Origin of the sequence: Bacillus sp. FJAT-27225 (assembly GCF_001685025.1) — a bacterium.
GTDB lineage: Bacteria > Bacillota > Bacilli > Bacillales > Cytobacillaceae > Bacillus_D.
Map to the genome: position 1 here is coordinate 16,651 of NZ_MAYU01000022.1, position 18,801 is coordinate 35,451.

Annotated in this window: 26 protein-coding genes and 1 pseudogene; 7 read left to right on the forward strand and 20 right to left on the reverse strand. The window is 35.9% G+C overall.

Going from position 1 to position 18,801, the window contains the following annotated elements:
* Positions 1-71: 71 nt before the first annotated feature.
* The 3 genes from A8F94_RS16075 to A8F94_RS16085 form a co-directional block, all read right to left on the reverse strand.
* Positions 72-338, reverse strand: coding sequence for a CPCC family cysteine-rich protein (locus A8F94_RS16075; RefSeq protein ID WP_066202530.1), 267 nt, complete (start codon positions 336-338; stop codon positions 72-74).
* A 75-nt stretch (positions 339-413) separates the two neighbouring features.
* Positions 414-788, reverse strand: a complete 375-nt coding sequence (locus tag A8F94_RS16080; RefSeq protein WP_139070117.1) for a hypothetical protein — start codon at positions 786-788, stop codon at positions 414-416.
* Between the two features lie 51 nt (positions 789-839).
* Positions 840-1,223, reverse strand: a complete 384-nt coding sequence (locus A8F94_RS16085; protein WP_066202533.1) for a hypothetical protein — start codon at positions 1,221-1,223, stop codon at positions 840-842.
* A gap of 217 nt (positions 1,224-1,440) precedes the next feature.
* Between A8F94_RS16085 and A8F94_RS16090 the strand changes: the two genes are divergently transcribed.
* Together A8F94_RS16090 and A8F94_RS16095 are read left to right on the forward strand one after the other, a co-directional pair.
* Positions 1,441-1,623, forward strand: a complete 183-nt coding sequence (locus A8F94_RS16090; RefSeq protein ID WP_043932599.1) for a hypothetical protein — start codon at positions 1,441-1,443, stop codon at positions 1,621-1,623.
* Between the two features lie 141 nt (positions 1,624-1,764).
* Positions 1,765-1,974: a hypothetical protein gene (locus A8F94_RS16095; protein WP_066202535.1), complete on the forward strand. Its 210-nt coding sequence runs from the start codon at positions 1,765-1,767 to the stop codon at positions 1,972-1,974.
* 279 nt (positions 1,975-2,253) lie between these two features.
* On the opposite strand, the gene A8F94_RS16100 is transcribed toward A8F94_RS16095, so the two are convergent.
* The 5 genes from A8F94_RS16100 to A8F94_RS16120 all read right to left on the reverse strand — a co-directional run bounded on the left by A8F94_RS16100 (position 2,254) and on the right by A8F94_RS16120 (position 6,416).
* A complete protein-coding gene (locus A8F94_RS16100) occupies positions 2,254-2,658 on the reverse strand; it encodes a hypothetical protein (protein ID WP_066202537.1) in 405 nt (134 codons plus the stop codon).
* A 175-nt stretch (positions 2,659-2,833) separates the two neighbouring features.
* Positions 2,834-3,286, reverse strand: coding sequence for a hypothetical protein (locus A8F94_RS16105; RefSeq protein ID WP_066202539.1), 453 nt, complete (start codon positions 3,284-3,286; stop codon positions 2,834-2,836).
* Positions 3,287-3,441: 155 nt separating this feature from the next.
* Positions 3,442-3,891: a DUF3888 domain-containing protein gene (locus tag A8F94_RS16110; RefSeq protein ID WP_077247764.1), complete on the reverse strand. Its 450-nt coding sequence runs from the start codon at positions 3,889-3,891 to the stop codon at positions 3,442-3,444.
* Positions 3,892-4,037: 146 nt separating this feature from the next.
* Complete coding sequence (locus A8F94_RS16115; protein WP_066202541.1) at positions 4,038-4,472, reverse strand: DnaD domain protein; 435 nt, start codon at positions 4,470-4,472, stop codon at positions 4,038-4,040.
* Between the two features lie 585 nt (positions 4,473-5,057).
* Positions 5,058-6,416 carry an SMI1/KNR4 family protein gene (locus A8F94_RS16120; RefSeq protein ID WP_066202542.1) on the reverse strand — a complete coding sequence of 453 codons (1,359 nt, stop codon included), beginning with the start codon at positions 6,414-6,416 and terminating at the stop codon, positions 5,058-5,060.
* 278 nt (positions 6,417-6,694) lie between these two features.
* Here A8F94_RS16120 and A8F94_RS16125 point away from each other — a divergent pair, with 278 nt between their 5' ends.
* Positions 6,695-7,501 (forward strand): protein phosphatase 2C domain-containing protein, encoded by an 807-nt coding sequence (locus tag A8F94_RS16125; RefSeq protein ID WP_066204000.1) that lies wholly within the window; start codon positions 6,695-6,697, stop codon positions 7,499-7,501.
* A 150-nt stretch (positions 7,502-7,651) separates the two neighbouring features.
* Here A8F94_RS16125 and A8F94_RS16130 read toward each other — a convergent pair whose 3' ends face one another.
* Together A8F94_RS16130 and A8F94_RS26225 are read right to left on the reverse strand one after the other, a co-directional pair.
* Entirely contained in the window at positions 7,652-7,921 is a 270-nt protein-coding gene (locus A8F94_RS16130) for a hypothetical protein (protein ID WP_066202544.1), read from the reverse strand.
* A gap of 214 nt (positions 7,922-8,135) precedes the next feature.
* Positions 8,136-8,294, reverse strand: a pseudogene (locus A8F94_RS26225) (aldo/keto reductase); the annotation flags it as partial.
* A gap of 251 nt (positions 8,295-8,545) precedes the next feature.
* On the opposite strand from A8F94_RS26225, the gene A8F94_RS16135 reads away from it, so the two are divergent.
* Positions 8,546-8,884, forward strand: a complete 339-nt coding sequence (locus A8F94_RS16135) for a DUF3139 domain-containing protein (RefSeq protein ID WP_066202545.1) — start codon at positions 8,546-8,548, stop codon at positions 8,882-8,884.
* Positions 8,885-8,962: 78 nt separating this feature from the next.
* On the opposite strand, the gene A8F94_RS16140 is transcribed toward A8F94_RS16135, so the two are convergent.
* The 8 genes from A8F94_RS16140 to A8F94_RS16175 all read right to left on the reverse strand — a co-directional run bounded on the left by A8F94_RS16140 (position 8,963) and on the right by A8F94_RS16175 (position 14,996).
* Positions 8,963-9,568, reverse strand: a complete 606-nt coding sequence (locus A8F94_RS16140) for a hypothetical protein (RefSeq protein ID WP_254660877.1) — start codon at positions 9,566-9,568, stop codon at positions 8,963-8,965.
* Positions 9,569-9,697: 129 nt separating this feature from the next.
* Entirely contained in the window at positions 9,698-10,018 is a 321-nt protein-coding gene (locus tag A8F94_RS16145; RefSeq protein ID WP_066202548.1) for a YobA family protein, read from the reverse strand.
* A gap of 24 nt (positions 10,019-10,042) precedes the next feature.
* Entirely contained in the window at positions 10,043-10,342 is a 300-nt protein-coding gene (locus A8F94_RS25835; protein WP_066202550.1) for a hypothetical protein, read from the reverse strand.
* Positions 10,343-10,571: 229 nt separating this feature from the next.
* Complete coding sequence (locus A8F94_RS16155; protein ID WP_066202554.1) at positions 10,572-10,955, reverse strand: hotdog domain-containing protein; 384 nt, start codon at positions 10,953-10,955, stop codon at positions 10,572-10,574.
* Positions 10,956-11,000: 45 nt separating this feature from the next.
* Complete coding sequence (locus tag A8F94_RS16160) at positions 11,001-11,984, reverse strand: MBL fold metallo-hydrolase (protein WP_066202555.1); 984 nt, start codon at positions 11,982-11,984, stop codon at positions 11,001-11,003.
* Between the two features lie 527 nt (positions 11,985-12,511).
* Positions 12,512-13,045: a GNAT family N-acetyltransferase gene (locus tag A8F94_RS16165; RefSeq protein ID WP_066202556.1), complete on the reverse strand. Its 534-nt coding sequence runs from the start codon at positions 13,043-13,045 to the stop codon at positions 12,512-12,514.
* A gap of 42 nt (positions 13,046-13,087) precedes the next feature.
* A complete protein-coding gene (locus A8F94_RS16170) occupies positions 13,088-14,239 on the reverse strand; it encodes an epoxide hydrolase family protein (protein WP_066202558.1) in 1,152 nt (383 codons plus the stop codon).
* 304 nt (positions 14,240-14,543) lie between these two features.
* Positions 14,544-14,996, reverse strand: coding sequence for a tetratricopeptide repeat protein (locus A8F94_RS16175; protein WP_066202560.1), 453 nt, complete (start codon positions 14,994-14,996; stop codon positions 14,544-14,546).
* A gap of 399 nt (positions 14,997-15,395) precedes the next feature.
* Between A8F94_RS16175 and A8F94_RS16180 the strand changes: the two genes are divergently transcribed.
* Positions 15,396-16,031 carry a CPBP family intramembrane glutamic endopeptidase gene (locus A8F94_RS16180; protein WP_066202561.1) on the forward strand — a complete coding sequence of 212 codons (636 nt, stop codon included), beginning with the start codon at positions 15,396-15,398 and terminating at the stop codon, positions 16,029-16,031.
* Positions 16,032-16,258: 227 nt separating this feature from the next.
* Here A8F94_RS16180 and hprK read toward each other — a convergent pair whose 3' ends face one another.
* Both hprK and A8F94_RS16190 read right to left on the reverse strand, forming a co-directional pair.
* Complete coding sequence (hprK, locus tag A8F94_RS16185) at positions 16,259-17,197, reverse strand: HPr(Ser) kinase/phosphatase (protein ID WP_066202564.1); 939 nt, start codon at positions 17,195-17,197, stop codon at positions 16,259-16,261.
* Positions 17,198-17,375: 178 nt separating this feature from the next.
* On the reverse strand, positions 17,376-17,750 hold the full coding sequence (locus A8F94_RS16190; RefSeq protein ID WP_066202566.1) for a DUF1801 domain-containing protein: 375 nt from the start codon (positions 17,748-17,750) through the stop codon (positions 17,376-17,378).
* A gap of 212 nt (positions 17,751-17,962) precedes the next feature.
* On the opposite strand from A8F94_RS16190, the gene A8F94_RS16195 reads away from it, so the two are divergent.
* Positions 17,963-18,382: an SRPBCC family protein gene (locus A8F94_RS16195; RefSeq protein WP_066202569.1), complete on the forward strand. Its 420-nt coding sequence runs from the start codon at positions 17,963-17,965 to the stop codon at positions 18,380-18,382.
* Position 18,383: 1 nt separating this feature from the next.
* A complete protein-coding gene (locus tag A8F94_RS16200; RefSeq protein WP_066202571.1) occupies positions 18,384-18,752 on the forward strand; it encodes an ArsR/SmtB family transcription factor in 369 nt (122 codons plus the stop codon).
* The last annotated feature ends 49 nt before the right edge of the window (positions 18,753-18,801 follow it).

Genomic DNA, 18,801 nt, shown 5'->3' on the forward strand with positions numbered 1-18,801 from the left:
TACGAATAATTATAGAAATTGTTAATACTTATTGTTGAACTAACCTGCCCCGTTAGCTTAACAAGAAGTCTTTAATCCAATGGTTTCCAATTCGGGTCTATTTGATCTGTAACTGAAGGTTTTCTAGTATATTTAGTTTTTCTAAACTCCTTTGCACCGAATTCAATAAAGTGTTTTTGTGCTTGTCTTAGCGATGGAACATTTGCTCCTCCTTCATAATCAGGGTCATCGAATTGAACCCCGTCGTCTTCCCAAAAGCAAATTTCACATATATCGTAAGTACCTGGTGGTTCCTCATCTAATGTTTTATATCCACAACAAGGACAAGTATATTTCATCAAATCACCTCAATATAGGCATTTTTACTAAACAATCCTTCTTGGATTAACACACCCGTTAATTGTAAATAGCTCTTAAGCCGAAATATTTTTATTGGATTTTACTTTAGACTCAAGAACAGTTAGGGCAACATATAGAAAAACTAATATTAGCGTAAAGTATACAGACACTGCGAATGCATTTTTAAAACCTTCTAAAGTTCCTCCATCATCGCCGAGAATCCAGGAGGCAATACCTGAACTTATTGAGTACCCATCGTTCTTTTCAGGAAGTAAATTACTTGCAACGTTCTCCGCTAAACTAATATTTGCAAGTAGCCCCAAAACAATGGCTAACCCTGCACCTTTTGAAATTGGATTTTTAACATCGAATCTAAACATAATAAAAAGCGAGAACAAGATAAAACTTATACACCCCAATAGATATACCATCAATTCCCCTTCTTTCATTTGCATTCTCATTTATTTATTCAATAAGATTTCGGATTAATCCTTCTTGAACTAACCTGCCCCGTTAGTTGAGGAAGAAATGCTTTTCTTTAACCTGGTTAATGCTCGAATAAATTCTTCACATACGAAAAAGCTTATAGCAGCGATTAGCCCATATATACCAATAAATTCGAATAAATAATATCCTCCTCCAAATATTAAATAAATTAATAACCTCAGTAGAGAGGCAACTATTCTTTTTTCAAACCTATTTGTTATGAAATTAGCAAGTAGAGATAAACCAATCCCATATGTGAAAACAACAAGACAATACACTAAAAACACAATCCAAATTATTTGGTGATTGGTATACTGATTAAACATAATGTAAGTGGCTAGTGTCGAAACGATTGTCGCCATTATAGCCGAATATAATTTCTCTTTAAGTTTCTGCAATACCTTATTCCCCTTTCCAGTTATTCGTATATATAAGAACGTGTATTCCTTCTTCAACTAACCTGCCCCGTTTGTACAATAAGGAATTCAACAAAAAAGGTGCCTAATCCTTCCTGGATCAATGCACCCGTTAGCTGTAAGAAGGAAAAAGTCTAATGGCTCCAGGTCAATATCTTGGGCATAATACCCTTTATATACATTAGAGAGGGGGGATAGTATGAGGCTAAGAAATGGAGATTTTTATACAAATGTTTTTACCAATAAGTTATATAGGTTAAATGAAGATAACGATAGCAGCTGGTACTTGAGTTTGCGTGATGAAGAAGGTTATCATGAAACAGAAAAAATATCAGGGCGTGATATGATTAGATTGGTGGAAGGTAGTTATAAAAAAAGCTAATAAAAAAGCTACCCATTCCTGTCATAGTACCTGTAATCAGATTTTTTTAGCGGAAAGTAGATAATACTAGAAACAATCATAAGATTTTCCAAGGAAAAAGTCGCCTTTACATCGAATATAGGAGATAAAGGGGATGATCCAATGAATAAAGTTGAGTTATTAAAAAAATTACTAAATAGCAGTCGAGGTAATATGTTTTCATTAGAGATTCCTACTACAAAAGAAAATCAAAAAAAGATTCGAGAATTGATTAGTGTATTAGAAACAGAAAAAAGAATTAAATTAAGAGAATATGTACAGAGAGAATACTCCGTTTATTTACATGGAATAATTAAGTATGCATCTGAATAATCGGATGCTTTTTTATTGGGGTGAATCGCCATCGGGATCTTCAAATTATACAGTAAGCCAAGATGTGCATAATATTTTTATGAGATTTAGAAATTATGAACCGTCATAACCCACAGAGCTAATACCTTCTGTACCTCCTCACTTTTTGAAATTCACCACAAATTGCAAAATCCTTCTTAAACTAACCTGCCCCGTTTGTTCAATAAGCAATTCAACAAAAAGGGCGGTTAATCCTTCTCGGATCAACGCACCTGTTAGTTGAAGAAAAACTAAAGGTCTCTACTCTTGATTAAAATGCAATAACTTATCTAATGGTATATTTGATTCTTTGAAACCATATTTCGTTAACATCATTAGTTCTATCGCTTTTTCAGGGGTCTCTTGATAAAACTTTATAATTACTTCACAATGTGCCAATGCCAAGTGTGCCGTAAGCATTCGTGCAAATTCACCGAGTATTTCTCTATGTTCATCTTTAACAGGTTCATCAGAGAAATATTGAGCAGAGACATAGTTTGCACGCTGGTCATCTTCTTCATAAATTAAATCTGGAACTTCAAAATCATCAAGTGTGGAAGGTCGAAATTCATCTAAAATGGCTAAAGCATAATGTTGACCGCCAATTTGAACATCCCACACTTCAAAATCCTTTAATCTAATTTTACGTTCAAAATAATCAATCAAACTTTTAAGCCCCTTTTCAATTTATTTGACTGCTGATAATCATTTAAAAATTATATATTCTTCTTCAACTCTTCTGCCGCGTTTGTTTAATAAGGAATTCAACAAAAAAGGCGGTTAATCCTTCTTGGATCAACGCACCCGTTGTTTGTTAGATGATGTGCAGTAAATTGATCAATTACTTACTATACTTTAATTCAAATTCCTCTACATTATCATTCCACTCAATTTTAAACGGGATAACTGTTTGTTCATTAACATAACCATTATCTATTCTTGAGTTATCTTGATATACGATAGCTCCTTTTTTTGGAGATAACCCTTCAGGTGCATTTTCAGAACGTTTTCGTTCTCCTATGCCGTATTTATAAATGTAACTAATTTGATGTATATCTTTTAAATCTCTCAAATCACCTTTGTATTCAATGCTCAAGGTGAAATCTGATTCATATGAGCCTTTTGAAACTTCATTAACTATCGTGGCTTTCCAGTATTCTGCCTCTCCATAATAAGTTATTTTTTCTACTGTGTTAGATGATGTAGTATCAACCTTCTTTTCATTGTTCTGCCGACAACCAAATATACCGATTGATAAAAAAATAAAGGACAAAATTAAAATGATTTTTTTCAATTATTATCACTCCCCCTATATAATTATATTTCATTATCAATGCAATTATTTCCTTCAGTCATTCTTGAACTAACCTGCCCCGTATGTTCAATAAGAAATTCAACAAAAAAGGCGGCTAATCCTGCCTGGATCACCGCACCCGTTAGTTCAACATATTATAAAGGTCCTCTAATGATGTCCTTCCAGTGCTCTGGTAATTCATGTGTCTCTAAGTGTTTATAATTAATCATTCTGACGGTAGGTCCCGCAGATACTTCAAAAGTAATACGGTCTTTTCCAACAGAAATATGCGGGCCAATTGTTGGGGTTACATCCAGTGTAATTTGCAAAATAAAACCTCGAAATCCGTTCATACGTTGTGACTTTACCACATCAACAAAATAAGGATAAACCATCGGACATTCTGTTAATATTTGTTTGTAATAATTACATACAGCATCATCAATATGAGGATTTAAAAAATTCATTAGCATATCCTGAACCCTAAGCTCGTGCGAGTCTACTTGTTCACTTAACACAGGCTTGTTTTTAGGTTGTGCGTGAACTTCAAATGACCCCAAGGCAAAAAAGGATATGATAAAGAGTTGTAGTCCCAATGTTTTCAAAATAAATTCACCTCTTTTCTAATTTCCCCAATTAGAAAAGAGTTATCAATTTCTCTTTAACTAACCTGCCACGTTTGCTAACCTACCACCTTTAGTGGAGTAAGCAATGCTGCCGAAAACAGTCTTGCTTCTTACTTGTGTAACCATTACTCATATTTCTTCTGTTGTTCCCTAACATAGGAAATGGCCTTCTCAATGGTTATTATTTTTTCACTGACCCAGTAAGCACCTATCTCTTTCACCAAAGAATGAACCATACCAATGTTACTGAAAATATCAACGTAATGTAGCAGCACATTTATGACGTCATCATTTAAACCAAGTGCCTGAAGCTCTTTAATGAGCTTTACATCCTCATTTGTAACCACACCTTGAATTTCTTTAAGGAAATCAAAAGATGTTGTAGATGTAACTCGATTGATATACCATTCTTCGGGATTGATTCCTGTTTCTTCTTTGATTTTTTCTAATTGTTTTGCAGTCCATTCCTCTATTGTTATCCCGTGTAATTCCTTAAATCTGTCTTCTGGAGTCAAACCGTATATAACATTCCCTTTTAATTCTCGTTTCTTATCATCCATCGGACCATTGCTCCTTTGTATGATCAGCGTTTAGGTTGTTCAACTATCCTGCCCCGATAGTTGAATAAGCCTCCCTATCATTTTAACATAAATATCCAAAAACCGACCTGCCATTTTTAACGTACCAATTCGCATAGGAATTAGCATACGAATTAGCATACGAATTAGCACGCTGACAATAACTTTGGTCATCGTGCTAAAAGGGGTGCGAATTCGAGTGTTAAAACACCCTCAAATTTATGTAAAGCCTTTATATATCAACAAAATGATACAGTCCAATTCAGTTGCGAATTGGACTGCTAATTTGTATTCGAATTATGTTTTTGTACTCGAAAACCGAACCCGTTAGAAGTAAGCCATCCCCTTTTTAAACTAAATGATAGTAAATACTGAACCAACTAGGTAGAAAACAAAGAATAACCCACCTAAAGCAGAGTACAGATCCTTGGAAGGTTTCTGAAAATAAATCCAAAGCAAGGCCAATTAGCAAAATTCTGACCATCATAAATCTAATTAGGAAAATCTCGTAAAGAGAGCGGAATGACCGTTTGGGGTATTGCCTTGGTCGTCGGCATTGTTGGAAATTCAATAAAATATAGTTATGTTTTGTATAACAAACTCTATGGGCTGAATCCGCTTTTTTATAACTTGTTTAGCACGTAAATTAACTAGGAAATCAAGTAACTCTGATTTTGGTGGAAGACCTGATATAACAAAATGATCATTATTATTTGCGCTCTTCTCTCGAACACATCTCTCCAATGCGTGAATTGCCGTTGCTTCATGCTTCTCTTCTAAAGCGGTCCACGTTTCTATGTCTTCCCATGAAAAATTCGACCTAGTGAATAGTTTGTCCCAGCCTTCTGTTACAGGGAAGTTAACGTGTTTCTCCATCCACGAAATAACAGCCCTCGAATGAAAATTTTCAAGATGGGAAAGTGCTTCATACCCGGTTATTCTTTTATTAGCTTCTCGTTCAAGAAAATTAAATACTAAAGACAGTCCCTTATCCTTGCTTATGCACATTGAAGTCAAATAGGAACGTAGTCTAGCGTCCACCTTATCTTGTTTAGCTTCCCACAAACCTCTAACCCATGGCTCTACGTCCGTTCCTAAAACTCGTCCGATCATCTCACATAAAATTATCTGGTCATTAAATGCCTCTTTAGTGTGCAATTCTGCCAAAAGATACTGAAACAATTCATTTTCATTAAATTTCTTTAATAAGCCAATTGTTTCTTCATCTACCTTCTTTCGATACACAACAAAAGCAACTAGCTGCTCCATGTTGTTTTTCACATCTTCTAAGGTTATTTCTGAAAAAGACTCGAACCATTGCTTCCACTTAACTGCTGCCGGGCTTTCAATGTCCAGTCCCGTATCACTTAGAAAATACTCAAACTGCCATTTTTCACTGCCAATACACCCTAGTTCTGTAATCCTATATAAATAATCAATAAATGAATCTGCAATATACGTGACAGTATCTTCTTCATGATCCCAATAGATAACTGGTTTTTCATCACTGTCGGCACACATATCAAATGCATAAACATCTCCATTTCCAGCGTGGGAAAACTCTAATTTCCCCCTAAGTGTCCTTCCATAATCCTCTCCATCCTCCATGAGTTCATCAGCCAACATATTTAAATTTTGCAGGTAGTTTATATCCCAATTGATTTCTCCAGAAAAAATCTCCTTAAATTCACCGGGAATCATGGTATCTTCAGAAAATGAGTAATAAAAGGAAAGTGATTTCCCCAGGTTATGCACTATGTATTTAAATGAAGGAGGTAACTGATATCCTAACTCCTCCTCTTTAGCCTCGATTTCCTGTATCGTTGCTTTCTCCCCTATTTCAATTGGGTATACTTTACCGTTATTGTTTTCTATCTTTTGTACTATTTTCTCCCATCTTGATAAAAGGAGTTTTATATCCTCCACTCTTTACCCTCCTCTTCAATGCCGTTCACCTGACTTGCCCGATTAACGAATTCAACAACAAGAAGCCTTAATCCTTCTTTAATCAACGTACCCGAGAGTTTAAGTGTGGTTCACAAACTAAAAGTTTTAATAGAAGGGGGAAAATTTATGTTGGAAAATTACACCATAGCCTCTTACATTAGATTATACTAGTAGAAATATTTAAAAAGGGGTGGATTACTTTGAACGATTGCTTTATTAATAAGCACCCTGGGAATATCCAAACTTCAGGAGTAAAAATTTATGAAGATTTTAGTTGGGTTGGCAGCCAGGAAAATTTCGTTGATAAGCCAAATGTTCTTCAGCTCAATCATATTGTAGTGGGGCGTTATGGTGGTAATTCTAATGCAGGACAGGATAAGAATGAAGATGGGTGTTTAGTTTACTTAAATGAAAAGGAAGATTGGGAATTCGCCATTCTTCTTGACGCTCATACTACTTCAGAGAGTGCCGAGAAAATTTTAGAACAATTTGCAAATATTAAGTCCCAAATTAAGGATTTATTATCCTTAAAGACAAATCATCAATTTTTTAAAAGGTTGGAAGATACGATATTAAATTTGTTTCAATCTGAAGAGTTTTTATCTGTTTGCCGAAACGTGACAGGAGAAACTGCTTGTTTAATTGTAGTAAGGAAAGATAAGTATGTATGGTGGTTTTCGGTCGGGGACTGTATTCTTTATTTATTTCATCCAGAATTAGCTGCACTAGGCCAGTATCAGTTAAATCAAAGACAATTCTATGAATGGATAGGCCGAGTCAATACTTTTGAACAAGAAGTTCCTTGTTACACTGTTGGAATAAGGGAATTAAGACAAGGAGAAAATCGGCTTTTCCTTACCACTGATGGTTTAATTGAATGCCCAAATGAACCATACTCAAACCCGATAAACATTTACAATGCATTCAATAACCTTAATGATGATAAAAGTAATATATGGTCGATGCTAAAGAACATAAAGAATAATGATGTCAGAGACAGCACTACAGTGATCTCCTGGACAGTAACTATTTCAAAAGAAGCCTCTAGGCCAAGCAATCAGTAGATAAGTGTAATTGAGGAATGGAAGTCACCTCAATTACACTTTTTTTATTTTCCTCTGTCAATCAAAGCCGTTTCCCGATAACCTCCGTTTTACATCCCAACATAAATTAGGTAACGGAACCTGTTACTAATAAACCCTCCCGTTTTCGAGCTAAATGATTGTAAATACAGTTAAACCAACGAGGTAGAAAACATAGAATAATACACCTAAAGTAATATGCGAATCCTTGGCAGGTTTCTGCATAAAAGGAAATTTATTTATTCCAACTCGGAGGCCAAGGAAAAGGAAGAAAGCAATAAGCCCAGTTAAACCGTATTTGAGAAAACCCCGATCCATATATTTATCGATGAGATTCATTGACCATCCAAGGCTTATCATAAATACATTTAAAAAGAATAAATGCCCAACTTTCAATTGCATGCCTCATTCCTCCCGGTTAAAAAGTACCCGATGATAGACCGATTTGGTTTCGGACAATTCGTTGTCTCTACTTATAAAATAGCAGGTATTTGGTATTCCGGAAATTGGGAAATTAATAGGATGAAATAGACCTATGAAAACACCTCTATAAGAATAATCAACGATATTAAGAAAACCCAATTTCTTTTTAGAAATTTGGGCTTTTCATAAGCGTTTAATTATGCCCTTCTATTGAATGTGGTATGTACGGTTCTTCGAGAAACGCCATTTCTTCAGCGAATAGCTTCACCCATAAAGCACCTACAGCCTCTTCGAGATGAGATGTTTTCGTGGCACCAATAATAGGAGCTGTTACTGGTTCTTTCTGAGGCAAATCATTAATTAGGATGAAAAGCCTTTTCGAATTTAGGAAACAGTACTATTCTCAAAAATAAAGTGTAATTTTACACCTTTTTATTGTATGATATGTTAAGCAGAAGAAATGAACAAGGGATGGAATTTAGTTTGAAGGTATTTCTTTTTTCGGAATGCTGTTGTTGTCACTTCAATAATTGATTTTTTGTTTAATAGCACTTTGGTTACAGAGAATAAGGGAATTTGAATGACAGAAATGGGGGAATCACAGTGTCAAAGAATATAAAAACCGCACGAATCCTGATAATTTTAGGAGTACTATTTGCTGCTAATTTGATTTACATGTTTCCGGTTCAAAAGATTTGGGCGGAAAAAGAGGTGGAATCATACATGAAAGAGCAAGGAATTTCCCAATTCAATATTAAAAGCAAGGAATTTAAAAAGGATTATAAGCAAAGCGGTTATATTGCGGAAGTTGAACTTAAGGATGAATCCGGCATTATCTACGAATATTACTGGCGGCCTGGTAAAGATATTCTTTTAATAGGTTTCAAGAGCGGTAGAAGTGTAGAATATAGCGAGATGAAATATCCTCCTATCCCTGAATAGGAAATAAAAATGCCAAAATTCACTTTGTTATTTAGCCCTAAATATTTGAAACAACCCCTATAACGGAACCCTTTAGTCTTAAGCCCTGAGCTTCCTTTTGTGTTTTTGTGCATCATCACCCGTTAAAGTGTTATTGTTTTTTCTCCTCCTCTCCATTGATTTAGAGTAACCAAAACAATCTCTAAATAACTTCCTGCCAATATATTGATGAAAATCCTTGTATTTATATCTATAATATTCGTTCCAATAGCTGGTCATTCTGCTATAGCTTTTGCAAAACGCCCCACTATTTTCAATACAAAATTTCTTAATTCGATCTGTATCCTGTTCTTTTAAACTATCATAAGTCATTTCTAGTATTTCTACGACATATTCATCACAAATTTTTACAATATAGGGAATAGCCCAATCTTCATAATCCATCTGAAGCAACGAGTACAAATGCTTTTGGCGAACAAGCCCGTCACAACTCCTTGAATATATACAATGCAATATCATTTTTTGTCGTTCACTTACATTGTCTATCACTTCATCTGAATTATCCATGTAGTAGATACGATAAGGAAACGTAATTACATTCTTATCTTGAATATATTGAATACTATCCTGAGACACACCAATAGTGACATTATTATAAGTTTTAGTAGGTATCAATCCAGCCACTTTAGTAACATCATCTCTCAAATAATTGGGAAACCCCTCTTGAAACATACCATCACAGCCTTGATTGATATAATTTTAAAATGTGTAGTTCAGCTAAACTCCCCGTTCATTTAATAAGGAATTCAACAAAAAAGAAAGCTTTTCATCAAGTTATTCTTTTATTTCGATTTTTGCAGCTCCGGCTTGAGCAGGATAGGATGTAGCCATATTCCCATCAAACCATACTGCCACTTTGTTACCTACCTGTATTTTTTCTGTATCATCAAAACCGAAATAAATAAGTGAAATGCCTTCATCATCCATTTCTGAAATTGATTTATCTTTAATTGCTTCATATTGTTCTTCAGTAATTTTCTCAGCTATCAATATTCTATTTTGCTCAACTTCAAGAACATAACCTTCTGTTTGTATTTCTGAACAACCAATTAGTGCGAAACTTAATAAGATGATCAATAAGAATACCTTTTTCAACTCTATGTACCCACTTCCTGGCTACTATATATAGATGCTTTTATGATACAATCCTCCCGTTTGTTCAATAAGAAATGAGCGAATCCTATCTGATAGCTCAACAAGATTGGATGCCCTTTGATATTTAAACAGCCCATTTTTCCTCATTAAAAATCCATTTATTTTTATGCAAGTCAAAGGATTCATCATCATCGTGGAAGCAAATATAGATAGGCATTTTGATATTTTTCCCATCTTCCTTATTCCAACAAGCAACAAACCATTCCACAAGGCTGCTTTTTTAGCTTTAGATATCTTCTCATCATTCTGTTCGTAAAACTCCAAGAACTCGTCCGACTTGTCATCAGAAATATTGAATTATTCTATACCTCCAAGTAATTCATGACTACCCGCACTTCTCTTTTCCATTTACCATAAGAATGGCCCAAACAAATTCTGTGTTTTCCATTTGGTTCCCCCAGATGTATTTTTGCTGCTAAACAAACCTGCTGTTATTGTTCAACAAGAATTTATACAAAAAGGGGCAAACCCCTTCCTGGATTCCTTCGTTAACCTAGTGCCCTACTATTACCCCCGCAAAGTTTCCGTTCAAAACTTGTTTCCCCACTTGGTTTGTACATAAGAATGTTGCCAAAATTGCGGTTCGATTAGTATCTTTCTTTTCCAGTTTTTCAATTGTTACTTCACAGGTTATTGAATCACCTGTAAAGACAGGCCTTAAAAATTCAAAATTCATTATCCGGGCTAGCACATTGTAATCTCCGCCAACTTTTGTTGGTAATGTAGCAGTTAACAACCCTTGAACCACAAGCCGCCCCAATTCATCCGGATTTGTATGATGGTCACCTTCATCCATGGATACGTTTGTAAACAGTTCAACATCTTCTTTTGTGAATGTCCGTTCAAACCGAATGATATCCCCAACCTCCAAATCCATTATAGCTCCCCCCTAAAGTTGATTATTTTGCCTGCATTTTTTCTATCAATATGTAGATAATTTAATTTGCCAATTCTTCGGCTTGATATCCTTATCCACCCATTCCTTTTGCGGTGCGGTATAGAGAGCTGTAGCGATTAAATAATCATTTTGCCAGCTTGCTGCACCAGAACGAATCATTTCATCTACCAGAACTCCAATAAATTCTTCCGGATGGATCTGGAAAGCGTACCGGGAAAAATCCTGAAACCAGCCACAGTTTAATAGATAATGGTCCATCTCTTCTTTTGGCAAACCGTTTTTGATAATTAGTGCATATGCAAAAATTCTTTTGCAAGCATGCCATGAAATTTTTTCTGGACTTTTGCTCCACTTTTCTAACCGTTTTCTTGCCATATCAATGGAACTAAGCGGATCCTCAATTTGGGGTCCATGTCCAGAATAGGCCTTCCTGATTCGGAGTGTGGACACCCGGTCTAGACTTTCTAGAGATCGTTGGATTGATGAAACGCCCTCTCGGAAAATATTTAACCAACCGACATCATTTTTGTGAAACAGATCCCCGCAAATGAATACCTCTTCTTCAGGTTCATAAAGAGATATATGTCCTAACGTGTGTCCCGGTGTATGCAGGACTTTAAATGTTCTGCTTCCTGTATGAATTTCATCGTTATCAGAGAGTTTTAAATCGACCTTGTACGGTTCCACAGGCTGATCCAACCATTCAGCACTGCAGGCTTCAAGGTCACAGGCATTAATTAAATTTGCCTCCCATTGGTGAGCAGCAATCTTTACTCCATACATTTTTTGAAGATGATAATTTCCCCCTACATGGTCACTATGATAGTGGGTGTTTACAATTAGATGCAATTCATCTGGTAATACGCCTGCTTCTTTAATTAATTTCTCTGTTACTTCTGCATCACTCCCAAAGCCACTGTCAATTAGGATTGGCAGCTGATCTTTGACAAGAATCATGTTTGCACTTGGAAATTTTCTCTCATAGAAAAGAATTTCGTAGTTTTTCATAAACTACTCCTCCTTAATTTCAATAGTGATGTATGTATGATTGAGCGTTCTTTCATGTATATTGTATATAATAACTTGCCGCTTAACAAAATATTCTGTAATTTCTTTTGCACTTTTGGTATTCTCTTCTCAAAATGTAACTCGTGGACTTTTCTCGTCTCTCGGAGCCCCAATTTATCCACCAAATACAGATTGCGGAAACTAAGGCAGGAGCTTTAAAAAAAGTAATTCTTAACAAAGCCCATGCCAATGCCATCAAGCATGCTTTTCTTGGAACAACACTCCCTAAGTTCGAGAAAACACTTATTGAAGAAATTCATGTGTCATTTTATTAACAACTGCGGCTTGGCAAAGATTGCTCGGATCAGCAGAATAAATAATATAATAGATTTCCTGGGTAAATAATTACTTTTAAGGTCAGGTCTTGCATATAGGCTTCCACATAAAAAAGCGCTAATCCTTCTAGATCAGCGCCCAAGTAATTCAATATAAATGAAAAGGTATGAAACTTTAGCCGAGGCAGAGCATTATCTCTTGTTTTTAAGTAATGAATAAACATATGTATCATATGTCTCTCCGTTTTGATACATATAATCCCTTAGAATTCCTTCTTTTTGAAAACCCAATTTGTTAAGCAAATTGTTTGAGGCTTCATTATTTATAAAAACGACAGCCCCTATCCGAGCGAGTCCTAATTCATCAAACCCATATTGAATTGCTTTTAATACTGCCTCTGAAGTATAACCCTTCCGCCAATGTTCGGGGTGAATTTCATACCCAATTTCCGCTCGTTTATGTTTAGGGGACCAAGCATTGAATCCAATCGTTCCAATTATTCCTTGATGGCCTTTAATTTCAATTCCCCAACGTATTCCTCTTTTCTCCTTGTAGTTTTTTGCAAAGAAATCAACAAATGCTTCTGCTTGCACTATTCTTTCTAAAGGTTCCTGGCCATAAAATCTCGTTACATTTTCGTTAGAAAAACAAGCGAATATGCCCCCTGTATCATCCTTGGATATTTCTCTTAATACCAATCTATCTGTTTCTAATGTTGGAAACATATTTTCTCTCCTCCATCTGCAAGCCTTAAAACCCAAAATTAATCACCTTACTTTTCCAAAAAACTTTTGAATATGTTCTGCGACTAACTTTGGATTTTCCGTTGCTACAAAATGACCTCCCATATTTAATTCTTCCCAACTTATGATATTAGGGAATAGTCTTTCAACATATTCCTTTGGCGGTCTTTCATGCGGTTGAGTAGCTGTCAACGAAACTCCTAATGGGACATTGGATACGTCATTTTCGTCTGGCCATTGTGTATGTTTACCTTCAAAATAAAATCGGTTTGATGAATTTATCGTCTGTGTGAACCAATAAATTGATACATTTGCCATAAGTGTCTGTAAACTAAAATGCCTTACTATATCTCCATTTGGAGGACTTGTCCATAAATACCATTTTTCCAAAATAAATGCAGCAAGGCCAAGAGGGGAATCATTTAAGGAATACGCTAACGTTTGGGGTTTCGTACCCAAAATATGTGCATATCCTCCTTCTTCGTTATACCACTGTTTACAATAATCCAGATACGTTTTCTCATCTTTTGTTAACACTGTGTCATTCGATATATAAGGACTGGGATTTCCCGGAGAGGTCGTGTGGTAGCCAATAATATTTTCAGGGTGATCTAAACAAAGCAAGCCAACTATACTTGCACCTAAGTCGTAACCATGAGCTCCAAATCTTTCATAACCCAATAATTTCATAAGCTTTACAAATATGTCTGCGGCCTGCCGATCTTCAAACCCCTTTTTTAAAGGAATCCCTGAGAATCCGTGCCCTGGGATCGAGGGGATTACAACATCAAATGAAATAGCGGGATCTCGGCCAAATTTTTCTGGCGTTGTTAGATAAGGAATTATATCCAACATCTCATAGAACGAACCTGGCCAACCATGCGGAATTATAATTGGGATTGCATTCGGACCACTTCCACGTTCGTGAATAAAGTGAATGTCTATTCCATCAATGTTTACCTTATAATTTGAGAAGGAATTTATTCTGCTTTCAACTTCATTCCATTTAAATTCGTCCTGCCAATATCGCATTATCTCTTTTATGAAATCTAAAGGAATTCCATACTCCCATTCAGCATCGGGTAATTCATCAGGAAAACTTGTTAATTTCAATCGGTATTTTAGATTATCGATTTCTTCTTTGGAAATATTAATTGTATAAGGCTTAATCTCCATCGTACTTCTCCCAGGCAATTTTTAAATATAAAAAGTATTCCAACTATTCTTTCTAAACTCTTTATAAGAATACCAGAACAAACGTTTCCCTTTCAAGGTTTTTTGGAAAATTAACCCTAAGTTTACAATACTACCCCTTGCTGAAAGAGGGCTTCTTTGCATGACAGCACGGGAAGAAGCAACTTTCCCCACAAAAAGGGGACACTGTCCTGGAGCCTCCTGTCAAAAAAAGGACCCTTTTACATTGCCAATTTAATAAAACGACCTCGGTAATTAACAACCGAGGTCTCATCATCATATCCCTTTAAACAAGTAAATCTTTGTACTCTTTCTCCAGCTTTCTATAATTCTCGTCAAATGATTTTCTTTTAAGAAAGAATTTTAATACTTCTTTGGCTTGTTCTTTTTCATTACATTCTATATAACAATCAATTACTCTGTGAAATTCTTTTTTATAATGAAAGTTTTCATTATAATTCTGAAAAGCATTATTATAATAATGAATTGCTTCAGACCAGTTATTATTTTTGGCGTACCAGTTTCCTATTATAAACATCAAGTCTCTTCGTTCATTCTCAGATAAGCTCATATTTTGCAGAGCATTCAAATAGAGCTGTTTTTCTTTTTTCTTCAATCCAATTACTCTGTTGAAAAACCCCCTTGATATTACATGTTCATAGGTTTTAACGGGTTTTATATACAATGAATAAATTAAGAAAAGAATCCATCCTAGACCGAAAATAAATATAAGTTCCAAGTATACTTCCCCTCCCGTCTTACTAGATCATTCTTTGCTCTTCGCATTCATTATCTTTTTAAACGGTTTTTATCAAACAAATTTTCTTATTTCCATAGCTTAGAAATCCACTATTGAGCTAGAAAAAGTGGCATGATCTTAATCACGCGAGTTGATGCTAGGTAATCGGGTTGAAGCCAATACTTGATTCAATTTTTAGGGACAGAGCTAATTTACTAAGAAAATTATAATCCCCATTATTGTAAATTATATAGATATTGCCACCTGTTATTAGTAGGACCAAAATTAAAAACTATATAATTGGATATTTATGTTAAAATAAAAGGAAGCTAATTGGAATGGACCGCAAAAAAAGAGTATTCCTAATCACAGAATATATATAGCTCGGTGGAGGTATGAATGAAAAAGAAACATGTATATGCTTTGATCATTTACTTTGGAGTCGGAGTTCTAGGTGATGTCATCACTTTTATATTTAATAATCCGAGAACATTGGTGATTATATTTAACTTTGCTCTTTCCCCTTTGTTATTGTTAGTAACTCTATATTTATTGAAAGACGATGTTAAACACACAGTATTTGAAAAGAGAAAATCAACGGTTAAACAATCAATACTGGCCATTATCAAATGGTTTTTTATTTCGATTGTTGGTTTTATCGTTATTGCTACAATAAAACCTTTGTTTTACCCTTCCGAAGTATCAAATTCGACAAGAATGACACAAGCTATCCCTTTAATAGTTATTCCATTTGTATTTATAGGACCGATATTAGAGGAGTTAATATTTAGAAGAATTATATTACCCTCTTTCTCAAAGAAATTCCCTATATTATTAAGTATTCTCTTTACCTCGGTAATCTTCGCTGCTTGGCATATGAATCTACCGAGCTTTCCTATATTATTCTGGGGATCAATCGTTTTTTCTTGCAGTTATTATCAAACTAACAGATTATCAGTTCCCATTGCCGTTCATATCCTATGGAATTTACTTTCATCTGCCATAGCTTTAATTGGTGCTTATTTTTTTGAATAATGGATTCTTTATTCAAACATTCATAAAGGTAAAGACTTGGAACCATAGGATTCCAAGCGTTATTGTACTAATTTACTTTCGAAGTTGTTACATAGGAGCCATTATAATTTAAATTCTTCAAAACTGAACCCGTTACTCCCTATCAAGTATTATTAACTCCATGACAGCTGCCGTGCACCTTAACAATGAAAGCAGCGCATTCTCTTCAACTTGAACATATGCCAACTTTAATATTTGTTCCCGGAATTGTTCATATCAGCCTCAATCCTGCTTATGAATTCTTCTGCTGCACTGTATCCTTGCTGCTTTAAATACCAGTTATTTGCTGCTGCCTCAATCAACCCTGCAACATCACGGCCAGGCTGGAGTTGAATTTCAATCGATGGTATTTTAACTCCCATATAATCGATATAGTGAAATTCCTGTTCCAAATCATTATTCAGGGCGTCCTTTTCCCATTTCGTTAAATGAATATCAAGGGCGATTCTCGTTTCTTCCTGAAAAGCCCTGCGCCCATACATGCGAACCACATTCAGCAAGCCAATGCTGCGCAAAGCCAGAAATTCTTTGTTATTCCCTTCATGAGTGCCAAGAATCGTTTGCGGGCTAAGTTTCTTTAAGACAACGATATCGTCAGAAACAAGCCGGTGTCCCCGTCGGATCAATGTGTGCGCTGTTTCGCTTTTTCCTACTCCCGAGGCTCCGCGAAGCAAAATTCCCATTCCTGATACATTCATACAAATACCGTGCACTGTCATTTCGGGTGCTAATTCCTTCACTAAATATGTATCCAATTTGGAGATAAAATCTGAAGTATCCTCAGGCACATTTGTGACTAACAGAGGAATGCCCTGCTCGGTACAATGGTGAATTAAGTATGTAAGTCCGTCCTCGCCAGCTGTTACGATAAAGCATGGGGGATGATAACGGACAACATTTCCGATCCGGATTTTCCGTTCCTCTTTACTTAACTTATGTAAATATGTAACCTCTTTTTTTCCTAATATTTGCACCCGTTCGGTTGGAAAAAAGTCGAAGTAGCCAACAAACTCAAGGCCCGGACGATGCACCCGGGATTGCGTAATCGGTTTTTGCAGTTGGCTTTCACCTGCCAACACTTTCAAGGAGAACTTTTGAGCTAAGTCTTCAACTGTTACTTTTTTCAACTACTATTCACGCCCTATTGGTATTTTTAAACTAAATTATACTTAAAACTATCAATAACTCCCAGCGAAATCCCCGAAAATTCAGTGCTACAGGAAGCCTATATGCTTCTTATGCATATCAATATAAAAATGAGACTTTTTGAAAAAAATGCACAGAGAACTGTTCTTCGTGCATTTACTAATTACTCAATTCCTCATTCAATCTTACTGCTTCATGAATGAGTGAAGCAATGGCTTCGGGTTGAATTTCCTCCATCTTCTTCACTCTTATATACCTCAATGCCTTTCCTGTTCCCTGCAATAACTTGTTAGTGTCTTTTTCCTGGAGTACATTTCCTCTATGAAACCCAAGATTAACATGGTTTTTTGCAGTTTGGATATAACATACTAACCCTTTGTATGAATAATTAGGCATAGACCATTTAAACTCTTCTTTAAGTTCCGGCGAAGAATGAAGAATGATTTTCCTTAATGCAACTGTGATGTTTTGAATGTTTTCCGGTAATTTCAAAATAAACTCATTAACCTCTTCAATTTCCCTTAGTTTATCCATCCTATCTTATCTCCGTTTCAATCAAGGTTTGCCATTATACTACACGAAGTATATATAAACATCCAACATATTTCCTTTCCTTGGAAGAGTTTAACGAAAAAGAAAACTAAAAAGGTTCGTCACTACTTTAGTTGACATGAAACCAAATGGTTTTATATACTAAAAAAGCAAAACCAAAAGGTGTTACTTTTAAACGAAAGCAGGGATTCTTTATGGAAAACAAATTGCAGGATATTAAACAAACCGTTATCTTTAATGCGCCGATACAAAAGGTATGGGAGCATGTGTCCACAGCCGAGGGTATTTCAGAATGGTTTATGCCGAATGACTTTAAGCCGGAAATAGGACATAAATTTACCATCCAGTCCCCTTTTGGCCCGTCACCATGTCAGGTAACTGAATTGGAACCACCCCATCGCCTTTCTTTTAATTTGGATACAGATGGTTGGTTTTTAACGTTTCAATTAAAGGAGATGGGTGACCAGACAGAGTTCACCTTAATCCATGGCGGTTGGAAACAGGCAGACGAAATCGTTGGCAAGGCTGGAGAAAAAGCCTCTGTTATCCGCGATAGGATGTCTCATGGCTGGACAGGCATTCTTAAAAATCTGCGCGGTATTGTGGAGGGCTAAAGTGTCATCCTCTGCACAAAAGCATGATGTGTTTCAGGCGATTGCCGATCCAACCCGGAGAGAGATTCTTCAATTATTGGCTGAAAAGGAGCGTCCCATTTCCGAAATCACCTCCCACTTCCCAATGAGCAGAACCGCGATTGCCAAGCACCTGCACGTTCTCTCAGAGGCAAAATTAGTCAGCGGACGGAAGGTAGGCAGGGAGAAGATTTTTCAGCTTCGCCCTGAGCCATTAACAGAGCTGAAGCAGTGGCTGGCCTTCTATGAGAAGTTTTGGGAAAATAAGCTCTCTGTTCTCAAGCACATCGTCGAAAATGGTGAAAAAGGGATAAGAGTAGTTGAGCAAAAAGATTCGACCGACAATGGCTAGTTGTCGGTCTTGTTTTATTAAGAGGTATATCGGTGTTGGCCTTAACTAG

Coding starts and splice junctions, on each gene's coding strand:
- A8F94_RS16165 (WP_066202556.1), bottom strand. CDS start 13,045: ATGTTTCCAACATTAGAAACAGATAGATTGGTATTAAGAGAAATATCC.
- A8F94_RS16160 (WP_066202555.1), bottom strand. CDS start 11,984: ATGAAAAACTACGAAATTCTTTTCTATGAGAGAAAATTTCCAAGTGCA.
- A8F94_RS16195 (WP_066202569.1), top strand. CDS start 17,963: ATGGAAAACAAATTGCAGGATATTAAACAAACCGTTATCTTTAATGCG.
- A8F94_RS16095 (WP_066202535.1), top strand. CDS start 1,765: ATGAATAAAGTTGAGTTATTAAAAAAATTACTAAATAGCAGTCGAGGT.
- A8F94_RS16190 (WP_066202566.1), bottom strand. CDS start 17,750: ATGGATAAACTAAGGGAAATTGAAGAGGTTAATGAGTTTATTTTGAAA.
- A8F94_RS16130 (WP_066202544.1), bottom strand. CDS start 7,921: ATGCAATTGAAAGTTGGGCATTTATTCTTTTTAAATGTATTTATGATA.
- A8F94_RS16075 (WP_066202530.1), bottom strand. CDS start 338: ATGAAATATACTTGTCCTTGTTGTGGATATAAAACATTAGATGAGGAA.
- A8F94_RS16080 (WP_139070117.1), bottom strand. CDS start 788: ATGAAAGAAGGGGAATTGATGGTATATCTATTGGGGTGTATAAGTTTT.
- A8F94_RS16155 (WP_066202554.1), bottom strand. CDS start 10,955: ATGGATTTGGAGGTTGGGGATATCATTCGGTTTGAACGGACATTCACA.
- A8F94_RS16090 (WP_043932599.1), top strand. CDS start 1,441: ATGAGGCTAAGAAATGGAGATTTTTATACAAATGTTTTTACCAATAAG.
- A8F94_RS16180 (WP_066202561.1), top strand. CDS start 15,396: ATGAAAAAGAAACATGTATATGCTTTGATCATTTACTTTGGAGTCGGA.
- A8F94_RS16115 (WP_066202541.1), bottom strand. CDS start 4,472: ATGGATGATAAGAAACGAGAATTAAAAGGGAATGTTATATACGGTTTG.
- A8F94_RS16170 (WP_066202558.1), bottom strand. CDS start 14,239: ATGGAGATTAAGCCTTATACAATTAATATTTCCAAAGAAGAAATCGAT.